This window comes from Clostridioides sp. ES-S-0001-03 (assembly GCF_020676075.1).
In the GTDB taxonomy this organism is placed as follows: Bacteria; Bacillota; Clostridia; order Peptostreptococcales; family Peptostreptococcaceae; genus Clostridioides.
Genome location: NZ_JACVWJ010000004.1, coordinates 89211 through 103021 on the forward strand (window position 1 = coordinate 89211; position 13811 = coordinate 103021).

The following is a 13811-nucleotide window of genomic DNA, read 5'->3' on the forward strand; positions in this document are numbered from 1 at the left end:
ATTATTTAAATATGCATATTTTATAATTTTATTATTAACTATTTTATACTTTCTTTTAATTCTTTTATCTTCTCTTTATATGAAATTGGAGGCTTGTCATTAAATAAAGCTGAAGTACCTACAACATATATATCGACTTTTTTGCCACTCATAAGTCTAATGGTCTCTTTATTTATATTTCCATCAACTTCTATAAATGGAGGATTATCATAATCTTTTAATATCTCCGTAAGCTTATCTAACTTATCCAAAACAGATAGATTAAATTTTTGACCTGCAAATCCTGGATTTACTGTCATTACTAAGATACCCTCAACTAAACCTATATATTCTTCTATTTTATCTACACTAGTTTGAGGACTTATCGCTAATACTGGCCCTATTCCATATTCTCTCAACTTTTGTATATCAGCTTTTACATCTGTGCTTGATTCCACATGAAAAGAAATATACTTTGGTTTTATATAAGACATCATATCAATATACTTATTTGGAGTTTCTGTAGCTAAATGAATATCTAAAGGGATAGTTGTATTTTCACTTATTGATTTTAATAGTTCTGGTCCCATAGCTAAGTTTTTGACAAATATTCCATCCATAACATCACAGTGAAGCAATTTTACATCAGCTTCTTCAAGAGCTTCTAGTTCTTTTTTTAAATTCATTTGGTCTGCACACATTATTGAAGCACAAATAATAGACATAATTCTCCTCCTTAGATATAAATTTTCATTATTTATAAGTTTTCATTTTCTATATCATCAATCATTTGTAATCTTCTTGCATGTCTTTCTCCATTATAACTTGAATTTAACCATTCTTCAACAATTCTCATTGCTAATCCTTTTCCAATAACTCTTTCCCCTAAACAAAGTACATTTGTATTATTGTGTTCTCTCGTGGCTTTAGCTGAAAAACAATCTGACACAACTGCTGCTCTAATTCCTTTAAATTTATTTGCAGCAATAGACATGCCTATTCCTGTACCACAACAAAGTATACCTAAATCTGATTTTTTACTTTGAACATTTTGACTTACTTTTTTTGCATATATTGGAAAATCTACACTTTCTTTTGAAGTTGTTCCTACATCTTCAACTTCTATACCTTTATTTATTAAGTTTTCTTTTATAAATTCCTTTAACTCGTAACCACCATGGTCACATCCAATAGATATTTTCATTAAAAAGCACCCCTCTTTATATAAAATTTTATAATTATCGTAAAAATAAAGCTGTCCCATTGTAGAAATTTCTTTCTATTTTTAAGACAGCTTTAATTGATTTATATCAAACCAATTTATTATTCAATGATATTTACATCTATAATAATTCTTTTATATTTTTTACTATATCTTCAGTAGTTAATCCATAATGTTTTAATAAGTCTGCTGGTGTACCTGATTGACCAAATACATCCTTAACACCAATTCTTCTAACTACTACATCTTTAGTTTCTGCTAAAGCTTCACATACAGCTGAACCTAAACCACCAATTATACTATGCTCTTCTGCTGTAACTACTTTTCCAGTTTTCTTAGCACTTTCTTTTATTAATGTTTCATCTAAAGGTTTTATTGTAGATATATTAACAACTTCTACATTTATACCTTCTTTAGCAAGTTCTTCTGCTGCTTCTAATGCTTTTGCTACCATTATTCCTGTAGCTATCACTGTTATATCAGAACCTTCTCTTAAAACAGTTCCTTTTCCTATTTCAAATTTATAGTTTTCACTGTTTACATCTGGAGTTGCAGCTCTACCTAATCTTATATATACAGGTCCATTATAATCAATAGATGCAAATATTGCTTGTCTTGCTTCTAAAGCATCTGCTGGATTTAACACAACCATATTTGGTATACCTCTCATTAAAGATATATCTTCTATAGCTTGATGGCTTCCTCCATCTTCTCCTACTGTTACTCCTGCATGAGTAGCTGCTATTTTAACATTTAAGTTTGGATATGCTACAGAGTTTCTTATTTGCTCATAGCCTCTACCTGCTGCAAATATTGCAAAAGTACTTGCAAAAGGTATTTTTCCACAAGTAGCAAGACCTGCTGCTGTACCAATCATGTCACCTTCTGCTATCCCCATATCAAAAAATCTATCTGGAGCAACTTCTTTAAATGATATACTTTTTGTAGCTTTTCCTAAGTCTGCATCCAATACTACTATATCTTTATTTTCTGCAAGTTCTTTTAACACTTGTCCGTAAGCTTCTCTAGTTGCTATTCCCATTCCTATAGACCTCCTTCTAAATCTTTCAATGCTTGTTCTGCTTGTTCTGCATTTGGAGCTGTTCCATGCCATGCAGCATTATTTTCCATAAATGAAACACCTTTACCTTTTACAGTTTTAGCTATTATTACTGTTGGTTTTCCTGTAACTTTTTTAGCTTCATCTATTGCATTTCCTATTTCATCAAAACAATGTCCATTTATTACTATTACATTCCATCCAAAAGATTTAAATTTGTCATCTACTGGACTAACATTCATTACCTCTTCATTAGAACCATCTATTTGTAATCCATTTAAGTCAACAAATGCAATTAAGTTGTCTAATTTATAATGTGATGCTGTCATTGCAGCTTCCCATATTTGACCTTCTTGGATTTCTCCATCACCTAATATAGTATACACTGTATAGTCTTTATTATCTAATTTACCAGCTAGTGCCATACCATTTGCAGCAGATAAACCTTGTCCAAGAGAACCAGTAGACATATCTACTCCTGCTACTTTTTTCATGTCTGGATGTCCTTGTAACTTAGAACCAAACTTTCTAAGTGTCAATAATTCTTCTTCTGGGAAAAATCCTTTTTCTGCTAATGTAGCATATAAAGCTGGTGCTGCATGACCTTTTGATAGAACAAATCTATCTCTATCATCCATTTTTGGATTTTCTACACATATGTTCATTTTATCAAAATATAACACTGTTAACATGTCAGCTATTGATAATGAACCACCTGGATGCCCGCTTTTAGCTTCTGCAACCATTTTTATTATGTTTTTTCTAATATTATTAGAATGATCTCTAAGAGTGCTCATACTTTTTTCCTCCTGTTATTTTTTAAGACCTTACATTTTCTTATCCTACAGTAGATTTTACAATTTTTTTTAAAATAATACAAATGTTTTTTTAAGATTTTACTGCAACTTTTATTTCTTCTCCGTTCATTAAAGCTGTAATACCCTCTTTAAATTCGTCTAAACCAACAGTTCTTGTAACTAATGCTTCTGTATTTACTTTTCCACTAGCCATTAAATCTAATGCTATAATCCAAGAACTTGGTTTTTGTGATCTACTTCCAATATATTGTAACTCTCTTTGAATTATTGCTTCTTGATCCATTTCATTTAGTTTTTTGGCAAATATCCCAACTTGTACGAAAGTTCCTTTCTTTCTAAGTAATCTTAAAGCTTCATTAACTGCTGGCATAAATCCAGAACAATCAAATCCTTTATTTACTCCATTTCCATCAGTCATTTCATTTACTACATCTGCTAGACTTTCTTCCATTACGTTTACAGTTCTATCTACTCCAAGATTTTTAGCTATTTCTAATCTTTCTTTATCTTTTGTAACACCAGACATTATAACTGTAGCACCTTGAGATTTAACAACTTGAGCTAATAGTAATCCTATTGGTCCTGGTCCTATTATTAATACTGTATCATCACTTTCTATAGTAGTTTTTTCAAGAGCTGCATGAACACAACAAGCTAGTGGCTCTGTAAGAGCTGCTGATAATAAAGATACATTTTCAGGAAGTACATGTATGCTTTCCTCTCTTGATAATACATATTCAGCAAAACTTCCATCTGCTTGAGTACCAATACCTTTTCTAGTTGGGCATAAATTGTAGTCTTTAGTTGCACAATATATACATTTTTCACAAGTTGCAAAAGTAGTTTCTGATGTAACTCTATCTCCTACTTTTATATTTTTAACATCTTCACCAATTTCTACAACAATTCCAGAAAATTCATGACCTAAAGTTACTGGAGCTTTTATATTTGCATATTCCCCTTTAAATGAATGTATATCTGAACCACATATACCACTGTACTCTACTTTTATTTTAACTTTATCTCCTGTAGCTTTTGGCTCTTCTACCTCTAATACTTCTACATTATCATAACCTGGTTTAGTTTTAACTACTGCCTTCATTTATTTTTCAACCCCTTGTGGTAAAATTAATATCTTATTAAATTCTTCTTTTCTATCTCTTATCATTTCAAATGCTTTATAAGTATCTTCAAGTGAAAATCTATGAGATACCATTTCTTTTAATTTTATTTTTCCTTCATTAACTAGAGTGATTCCTTTAGTCCACTCTTGTCCTGGGAATGGTGCAGAATAAGAATTCCAGAAACCTTTTAACTCTAGTTCTTTTCTAAATATATTTTCAAATGCTTCTTCAGATAAAGTTATATCTGAATATGCTATTCCTAAAAATCCTATTTTACTTTTCTTTTTAGTTATAAGTAAACATTGTTCTTGAGTTATTTTAGAGCCTGCACATTCAAGTGCTATATCAACACCTTTTCCACCAGTAAGTTCTTTTATTTTTTCTACTGGGTTTACATCTTTAGCATTAATTATTATATCAGCACCTAATTCTTTTGATTCTCTTAATTTATTATCAGATATATCAACTGCTATAATTGTTCCAGCTCCTGCTATCTTAAGTCCTTGTATTACTAGTTGACCCATTGTTCCACTACCCATTACAGCTACAGTATCTCCAACTTGGATACCTATATTAAGTACTCCATGCATAGCAACTGCAAGTGGTTCTATCATAGCGGCATCTTCAAAATCCATGTCTCCTATTGGTAAAACATTTGTAGCTTTTATGTTTGCATATTCTGCAAAAGCTCCAAAAGTTTTAGCTCCTAACATACCATGGTCATCACATAATGAAAATAACCCTCTCTTACAATATTCACACTCATTGCAAGGTATAAAAGGAATCGCAACTACTCTATCTCCAACTTTTACATTTTTTACATCCTTACCAACTTCTGCAATTACTCCAGAAAATTCATGTCCTGGTATAGCTGGAACTGGATATTTCCAATGTTTTAATACTCTTGGAGGATCTGACCCACATATTCCTGCTGCCATAACTTTTATTTTTACTTCATCACTTTCACATGGTTTTATTTCTATATCTTCAAATCTCATATCATTTGTGCCATGTAATACTGCTGCTTTCACGATAAATCTCCTCCTTTTGTATTTTGTATTTTTTAAAAATTTATAAAAAATATTACTCTTTTCTAGTAGCTGCTAAATGTTAAATTTTCGCATACTTTACTAAAAAAGAGTAATCTCTATTAACTAAATATTAGAATATTCCAAGTGAAGAAACTAATTGAGATAATTTCAATATTCCCCATTTTAGTAAGTTACCACCTGTATCTATACTTGTAACCATTGTTGTTCCTTCTGGCATCATATTTGCTTGTTGTAATAATTGCGTATGAACATCTGCAAAATTTGTAGCCATATAAAGTGATATAGCTATTACTATAGTTCCTGTTATAACTGATTGAACTATATTACCTTTTCTAAAACATACTATAAATGCCATATAGAATGGTATTGTTGCTAAGTCACCAAATGGTAAAACTTTATTTCCTGGTAATATAACTGCTAAGAATAGAGTTATAGGAACAAGTATAAGAGCTGTTGATATAACTGCTGGATGTCCAGTTGCTACTGCTGCATCTAGGCCTATATAAAGTTCTCTATCTCCATATTTTGCTTGTAAGAAATCTCTTATTGATTCTGAAATTGGAATTAAACCTTCCATTAATATTCTAACCATTCTAGGCATAAGTAACATTACTGCACCCATTGATATACCTACATTGAATATTCCTGCTACATCATATCCAGCAAGAGCTCCAAGTATTATCCCTAGTATAATACCCATCATCATTGGTTCACCAAATATACCGAATTTTTTTTGTATAGAATCTGGGTCTGCTTGTATTTTATTTATTCCTGGTATTTTTTCAACAAATTTACCTACTAAATATCCAAGTGGAGCAAATGAAGCTGTTGAACCAGTTGGTAATGCTATACCTTCTAAATCATAAAACTCCTGAACATTCTTGGCTGTTTTTTCTGCAATAAATAGTACTAATAATTCCATTAATATTGCACAGAATATAGCCCAGATATAACTTCCTGTTACTATATATCCAACTGCACCTGCTACTATAAAGTGCCAATAATTCCATATATCAACGTTTAATATCTTTGTTTTATTGAAGTATAATAATAGCAAGTTTACTAATAAACAAACTGGTATTAATATTGGTGCAACTGGTGAAGCCCATGTTGCTGATGCTGTTGTTGGCCAACCAACATCTATTACTGTTAAATTAAGTCCAAATCTCTCAACCATTCCTTGAGCTGCTGGCCCTAGTGTTGAAGTTAATAGGTTTACAACTAAGTTTATACCCACAAACCCTATACCAATTGTAAGACCTGATTTTAAAGCTTTTGTAAATTTAATTCTAAATATCATTCCTAAGACTACAATTGTTATTGGTAGTATTACTGTTGGTCCCATGTTTAAAATGTACTGTACTACTGCTAATAATTTATCCATTTATAAATCCTCCTTTTTCTGTTTTTTTAATATGATTTCAATTTATTCATGATAGGATTATTTTAAAGCATCTAATATTTTTTTATCTAATGCTGCTGTATTAACTCCAGTTATATATGCTGTTGCTTTTATTGCTGGTATATTATAAGTTGTTGGTAATATAGTTGTTGATACTATTAAATCTGCTCCATCTTGCTTTGTTGCACATTCAGCTATTTTGCATTGTATAACTTCTGCTTGTATATTATTTTCTTTAACTAATCTTTCTACCTTATCACAAACTACTGTTGATGTTGCTATTCCTGCTCCACATGCTACTAATATTTTTTTCATTTTTATTTCCTCCTAATAATTTTTATTTTCTTATTTTTATTGTTAGTATCTTTTATTTTTTATAAAGACTTTATTGTCTTTAAAACTTCTTCTTTGTCAGTAGAATCCATTAGCTTCTCAACTAATTCTTTATTTTGCATAATCCCCATCAATTCTGTTAATACAGACAATTGACTGTGTGGTTGATTAAGCCCCAAAACGAAAGCTAAATTTACAGGTACTTTTTCATTTTGGTCTTCCATAGAACTAAATACTACTGGTTCATTAAAAGTACAGACTGCTATAAATTGTTCTTTAATATATTCTGCATCTGTATGTGGTATAGCTACTCCATAATCACCTAAGTTTAAACCTGTTGGAAATACATTTTCTCTCCCTAGTATTTTTTCTCCAAATTCTTCTTTTACAAAGCCTAATTCAAAAACTTTATTATGTATTTCCTTAAAGAAATCTTCTTTTGTTTTACAATCCATTTTAAGGTTTATAACTTTATCACTTACAAAATTTATAAACTCCATATTTGCACCTCCTAATTGCTCTTATCTCATATCTTGTTTTTCTTGTCTTTATATAAAGCATATGCCGTGCCAAAAAGTGGCTTTTTTTGTGAAATAAAAGAAAATGTTTTCCTTGAAATAATGTTCAATCGCAGGATTTTAGCCGACTTTCATAGATAAATTTTTTTTAATTTTTATTTTAATTTTCACTTGTTAAGCACTTAACTATCCATATATTTTTATATTTTCGTGGTTTTTTTTGTTATAGAAATGGTTTTTTTATTTTTTATGGGTGGTTTTTTCTGTTTCTTAGCTATTTTATAAAATTATTCAATCTAAACAACATTAATTTTCGTATTTATTGTTTAATTATTTCAGTGTGAATGAATTTTCATATAATTGTCTATCAAAATTCACGTTACGCATAATTAAATTCATAGTATGTTTTTATTTATATAATAAAATCAATATGAAAATATATAAAACTTAATATGAAAAGGAGATAAGAATGAAAATAAAAAATTTATTAAAGATAGTATTTTTATGTAGTATTTTATTTGTTTCTGGTGTTTTCGCAAAGCAAGTCTTTGCATCTCAAAGTAAGTCGAAAAAAACACTTACTATAACTGTAAATGGTTATGATGTAACACTATCTAAAGAGGGAATTTTTAATAGTCAAAACGTAAAGCAACTTAATTCAACAAATCAAAATAGTATAACAATAAAAAACTCTAAAAGTGTAAACAGTGTCAAAATAGATGATAAAGAAATTAATGTAAATGATAAATCAACTTTTAAATTGAAAGAAATCAGTAGCTCTTCTAAAATAAAAATATCTGTAATGTATAGTGGTGAGAATTCATATAGAAATTATTACATAAATTCTCTTTCAAAAGATTTTCCAAAGTATACTGTTACTGCAAATAGCCCTTATGATGGTGATTATTATCTTACTACACACAATGAAGAATATAATTTTGTATTTAAATTAAATAACAAAGGAAATATAGTTTTTTACAAGGAAGTCGAATCAAATCCTTTTGATTTTAAAAAAATCACTACAGATGATGGTAAAGTTAGATATGGATATTTACTTCAAGATAAAGACTCAACAAAACGAATAAGTTCTGTTGGATACTCACCAACATATCTTGTTATATTAGATGAAAATTATAATGAAATAAATAAAATTACTATGGAAAAAAATAAAAACATAGAATCTGGTACTGAGTTAGAAAACCATGACTTTATATACATAAATGATAATCACTATATTGTTTCTAGTTATCAAAAATCTAAGGCAACAAACATTCCTTCAAACTTGAATAAAGGAAATTCATCTTATGTGGTAAATAGTGTACTACAAGAAATAAAAGATGGTAAAGTTGTATGGCAGTGGGAAAGTATTGACCATGAAAAACTATATAAAGAAAGTGTTGAACAAAATAATTTTAGCGAAAAAAGTGATACATCTTTAGACTATGTACATTTTAATTCTATGACTATTGACCCCAAGGACGGAAATCTAATCTGCTCATTTAGAAATTTAGATGAAGTTATTAAATTAGATAGAAAAACAGGAGAAATTATTTGGACCCTAGGAGGATTGGGTGATGAGTTCAATTTAACAGATAATCAAAAATTCTCAAGACAGCATAATGCTAGAATTACAGATGATGGATATATAACCTTATATGATAATGGTGTAAAAAATAAATCTACAAGAGTTATTAAAATAAAATTGGATGAAGAAAATAAAAAAGTTACTGAATATCGCTCATATGACATAAATGACTATTACAAATATATGGGTTCAGTTCAAGAAATAGATAGTGAAAAAGATGTATTCTTAGTTGGAACTGGTGGAAAGGCTGGAGAAAAGCAAGATTTAGTAGCTATGGAAAAAGATTTCTCTAATGATAAAGTTTATTTCAGATTCTCCTTTAAGAGTGGTGAAAGTATGTATAGATGCTATAAAATTCAATAAAAAACTTACCTTAAAATAAAATATCAATTTTAATTAATACAAATCTTGCAAGGAAAATAAATCTATTATTTTTACTTGCAGGGTTATTATTTTCCTTAATTTTAATATAAAAAGCAGGTGCCAACTTTTATGCTTCTATAACACCTGCTTTGATATTAGAAAATCCTATAACACCAACATATTTGATATTTTCCTGACTACTGTTTTTAATTTCTTATATTCTACTAGATATTTCTATTTATTTGGTATATGTATAAATTATTATAATACATATTCCATCTTTTATTACTGCTCTTTCTTAGTATCTGCATATACAAATCTTTATGATTCTAAAATTTCATAAATTAATATAAAAAAAGCCCTGTATTTTAGCAATATATTTGCTTTTTAATAATTTATAACAAGTCTATAAAAAATAAAATCATTAATTATTATTATTTTGTATGTTTGCTATCTACAAATAAAAAAGGCTAATACTATAAAATTAAATAAATCAATCTTATGGTATTAACCTTATATTAAACAATTAACTATCTATCAATTGAACTTACCTTAAAACTTGTGCTAAAATAAATTTTTCTATTTAATTTTTTATATTATTTTTCATGTTGAAAATTAACTTAATATCTTTTTTATTTCATTTTTATCTTCAGTATTTAATAAAATTTCCAAAGTATGCTGGTCATTAATCTTTGAAAATAAGCTTCGTATTTCTTTTTTATTATTCTCTTTAAGTGCTAATAAAACCACTAAATCTACCATAAATTTATTATCCCACACTATGGGCTTATTTAATCTTGCTATAGCTATTGCTGGTTTTATAACATTTTCTGGAAGCCCATGTGGTACAGCAACTTTTGAAGCCATTACAACACTTCCCATAGCTTCCCTTTTATACACACTTAATATATATTTTGAATCTACATACCCACCTTCTTCAAGCTTTGATACAAGAGTGTCGATTATATACTCCTTTGAGATTCCTTCAAAATCATATAAAATCAAATCTTCATGTATTAAATTATCCAATTGATTATCGCTACTCAAAGATGGTTGTTTATTATTTAAATGTTCTAATACCTTGTTAATTCCATTTTTTCCAAGTACCTCATTATAAGAAATAAAAGGTACATTTTTATAATCTATATCAATTGTGCCACAAATAGCAATAATATTATATTCAGCTTCAATGTCATTTAATTCATCTTCTAAATTATTATTTAAAAAAGCAATTGGCTTTACTTCAATTGAAGCATCATATTCCTCAATTTGCTTTTCTATATGTTCCTTTAAGTTTAAAGCTGTACCTACCCCACTTAAACATAATGTAATAATTACATTTTTCTTTCCATATTCATTTTTTCTATAACTAAATTTATTCGTATTTACCATAGCATAATTTTTATTTTTCTTTAAATCTGCTATTATACCATCTAAACTTTTTCCTTCAATTGTCGCCAATTTTCCTGCTTCCATTGCTAATAATGTATCCACCCTGTTTACAGTCTTACATCTAATACCAAGTCTTTTTTCAACCTCATCACCAAGGATTACTAGAGAACCCATATCAATTAGAACCAAAATTCCTTTCTGTGCTTCTATCTTTTTAAGTTCATCCAATACATGTTCTATTCCTTCTGCTGGTGAATCTGTAAGTGCTATCTCTATACCCAGTGTACATTCTATACCAAGAATGTGATTTACAACATTAGACATTTCAATTCCAACTTTACCATGCGTAACTATAACTACTTTTACTTTATCTTTTATACTTTCTTCATTGTAACAAAATTTATTTATATAATATGCTAAATATCCAAGTTCATCCTCTGGGAATGTAACTTGTGTTAAATCTTCCACTATTCCCATTACATATCTGGATAATTCATATTCCATTGGCATTGATGCTTTTATCTTATCCAAACTTGGATTTATTATAGTTTTTCCATCTCTTATTCTATCTATAGCATGCTCAATATGAATTGCTAAAGCTAAATACAGCCCCTGATTTACATGCTTAAACTGCTCTTTAATAAATACAATTACTTTGTCCATTATCTCTAGTGTGGATTCTTTTAACTGTCCACCCCAGTCTATTCGACTTCTTCTATCAGACAAGTTTTTATTGTTTTTAATAGCATTAAATTTATTGTCTAACTTTTCTATAAATGCATTTTTTAACTCTTCTTCTGAAAAACACTTACTTTCTAGAACTTTTAATTCTTTTTCTGCATAATTGTATATTTCACTTATCTCATTATCAGACAAAATTCTATTTTTCCCACTTACTAATTCACTAATATCTATATATATATCTTCAACTGAAAACTCAGAATACTTTTCATCTTCACAATTACAATCATAATATCCACTTTTTATATAATCTCTCAAGCTATCTAAATCTATAATTACCTTGTCACTAGAAAATATTGCCTTACTAAAAGCTCTAGCACAAGTTACTTGTATATCACTCTTTAACTGTCCTATATTCCCAGTACATTTATAATTCATAAGTGCACACATCACTTCTTTAGTTATTATAAAGTTTTTATTTACTCTTTTTGCTTCTCTTTCAAAGAATTTTATTATTATTTCATATCTTTCAGATTTTGGTCTTTCACTCATATTTGGTAAGTTTATTACCATTGGTATACGTCTTCTAAATGTTTGAAGTAAATTAGAATCTGGATTTTCTGTTGTAGCACTTATTATGAGAACATTTGCCTTTCTATTAGAACTACTCTCTCCTAACCTCCTAAATTCACCTCTATCTATTAAAGAAAATAATATTTCTTGACCAGCAGCAGGTAATCTATGAATTTCATCCAAAAACAAAATTCCATTATTGGCTTGCTCTACAAGACCCTCTCTATTTGCATCTGCACCTGTGTATGCACCTTTTACTACTCCAAATAGCTGAGCTATCAATAGATTAGGATTTTCTGCATAATCTGCACAGTTAAATACTATGAATGGACTATTTTCTTCTTTGATATTATTTTTCACAGCATATTTGTACATACATGTAGCTAACTCACTCTTACCTACACCTGTTTCTCCATATATTATAGTATGAAGACCATTAGGAGGATACATTATTGCTGATTTAGCTAGGTTTACTTTTTCTTTCAAACTGCCTTTTATACCTATTAATTCTTCAAACCCATCTTCTTCTACAGCTTTACTAACTTTTACATGTTTTCCAGATGATACTAGTTCTTTATCTTTTATTTCAGCTTTCGATTGACTTAAGTTTTCTTCTTTTAGTAATTTTGATACTGCACTTCTTGATATATTATAGCCATTTTCGGTTAAAATTTCAGTTATTTTTCTTTCAGACATTTGAGGATTCTCATTTACAATCTTAGATATATCCTTTATTAATATTTGTTTTCTTCTTTCTCTTGAATCTAAAATATTATGCTTTTTTCTAACCGCTATTACTTCAGACCTAGCTACATTTAATATTTCAGCAAGTTCTTGGTCAGTGTATGGATTTTTCTTGTCTTCTCTTTGTATCTCTCTTAATATTTTATCCATATTTCGCCTCCTTACTTTAAATTTTAGTTTATTTCAATATATTATACACCAAAATAAGACTAGGCAAAATAGCCTAGCCTTATTACTTAGAATTTCCATAAGAACTTCTATTAAAATTATAACCATAACTATATGATTATAATTTTAAAGAAGCACCTTCCCAATCCTTCATAAAGCTATCTATTCCTTTGTCTGTCAAAGGATGCTTAATCATTTGGTTTATAACTTTAAGAGGAACTGTTGCTATATCAGCTCCCATTCTAGCAGCTTGTAAAACATGTATTGGATTTCTAACACTAGCAACTATTATTTGAGACTCAATACTATTTACACTGAAGATGTCAACAATTTCTTCAATTAAATCAAGACCATTTTGTGATATATCGTCTAATCTTCCAACAAAAGGACTTACATATGTAGCTCCAGCTCTAGCAGCTAAAAGAGCTTGCCCAGCAGAGAATATAAGTGTAACATTAGTTTTTATACCTTTACTAGATAATACTTTTACTGCCTTTAAACCTTCTGCTGTCATAGGTATTTTTATAACTATATTTTTATGTATCTTAGATAATTTTTCTGCTTCTTCTATCATACCCTTGTGCTCTAAACTTATTACTTCTGCACTTATTGGTCCATCTACTATCTCACTGATTTCCTTAACTACTTCTATAAAATCTCTACCTTCTTTAGCTATTAGAGATGGATTTGTAGTAACTCCACATATTACACCTAAATCATTTGCTTCCTTTATTTCTTCAATATTAGCTGTGTCTATAAAAAATCTCATTTAAAAAATCCTCCATAATTAGAATATG

12 protein-coding genes are annotated in these 13811 nt (G+C 28.9%); 1 reads left to right on the forward strand and 11 read right to left on the reverse strand.

The window, feature by feature from the left end; genetic code table 11:
• Window positions 1-38: 38 nt before the first annotated feature.
• The 9 genes from IC174_RS09440 to IC174_RS09480 all read right to left on the reverse strand — a co-directional run bounded on the left by IC174_RS09440 (window position 39) and on the right by IC174_RS09480 (window position 7490).
• Window positions 39-704 (reverse strand): ribulose-phosphate 3-epimerase, encoded by a 666-nt coding sequence (locus tag IC174_RS09440; RefSeq protein ID WP_227482789.1) that lies wholly within the window; start codon window positions 702-704, stop codon window positions 39-41.
• A gap of 32 nt (window positions 705-736) precedes the next feature.
• Window positions 737-1183 carry a ribose 5-phosphate isomerase B gene (gene rpiB / locus IC174_RS09445; protein ID WP_227432714.1) on the reverse strand — a complete coding sequence of 149 codons (447 nt, stop codon included), beginning with the start codon at window positions 1181-1183 and terminating at the stop codon, window positions 737-739.
• A gap of 139 nt (window positions 1184-1322) precedes the next feature.
• A complete protein-coding gene (locus IC174_RS09450) occupies window positions 1323-2243 on the reverse strand; it encodes a transketolase family protein (RefSeq protein WP_227432713.1) in 921 nt (306 codons plus the stop codon).
• 2 nt (window positions 2244-2245) lie between these two features.
• Window positions 2246-3058, reverse strand: coding sequence for a transketolase (locus IC174_RS09455; RefSeq protein ID WP_227432712.1), 813 nt, complete (start codon window positions 3056-3058; stop codon window positions 2246-2248).
• A gap of 91 nt (window positions 3059-3149) precedes the next feature.
• Window positions 3150-4181, reverse strand: a complete 1032-nt coding sequence (locus IC174_RS09460) for a zinc-binding dehydrogenase (protein WP_227432711.1) — start codon at window positions 4179-4181, stop codon at window positions 3150-3152.
• On the reverse strand, window positions 4182-5234 hold the full coding sequence (locus tag IC174_RS09465) for a galactitol-1-phosphate 5-dehydrogenase (protein ID WP_227432710.1): 1053 nt from the start codon (window positions 5232-5234) through the stop codon (window positions 4182-4184).
• Between the two features lie 130 nt (window positions 5235-5364).
• On the reverse strand, window positions 5365-6639 hold the full coding sequence (locus IC174_RS09470) for a PTS galactitol transporter subunit IIC (RefSeq protein ID WP_227482790.1): 1275 nt from the start codon (window positions 6637-6639) through the stop codon (window positions 5365-5367).
• A gap of 57 nt (window positions 6640-6696) precedes the next feature.
• Window positions 6697-6972: a PTS sugar transporter subunit IIB gene (locus IC174_RS09475; protein WP_021385190.1), complete on the reverse strand. Its 276-nt coding sequence runs from the start codon at window positions 6970-6972 to the stop codon at window positions 6697-6699.
• A 59-nt stretch (window positions 6973-7031) separates the two neighbouring features.
• Window positions 7032-7490: a PTS sugar transporter subunit IIA gene (locus tag IC174_RS09480; protein WP_227432708.1), complete on the reverse strand. Its 459-nt coding sequence runs from the start codon at window positions 7488-7490 to the stop codon at window positions 7032-7034.
• 487 nt (window positions 7491-7977) lie between these two features.
• Here IC174_RS09480 and IC174_RS09485 point away from each other — a divergent pair, with 487 nt between their 5' ends.
• Window positions 7978-9456: an arylsulfotransferase family protein gene (locus IC174_RS09485; protein WP_227482791.1), complete on the forward strand. Its 1479-nt coding sequence runs from the start codon at window positions 7978-7980 to the stop codon at window positions 9454-9456.
• Window positions 9457-10071: 615 nt separating this feature from the next.
• Here IC174_RS09485 and IC174_RS09490 read toward each other — a convergent pair.
• Window positions 10072-12996, reverse strand: a complete 2925-nt coding sequence (locus tag IC174_RS09490) for a sigma 54-interacting transcriptional regulator (RefSeq protein ID WP_227482792.1) — start codon at window positions 12994-12996, stop codon at window positions 10072-10074.
• A gap of 136 nt (window positions 12997-13132) precedes the next feature.
• Window positions 13133-13783: a fructose-6-phosphate aldolase gene (gene fsa / locus IC174_RS09495; protein WP_227432705.1), complete on the reverse strand. Its 651-nt coding sequence runs from the start codon at window positions 13781-13783 to the stop codon at window positions 13133-13135.
• Window positions 13784-13811: the final 28 nt, after the last annotated feature.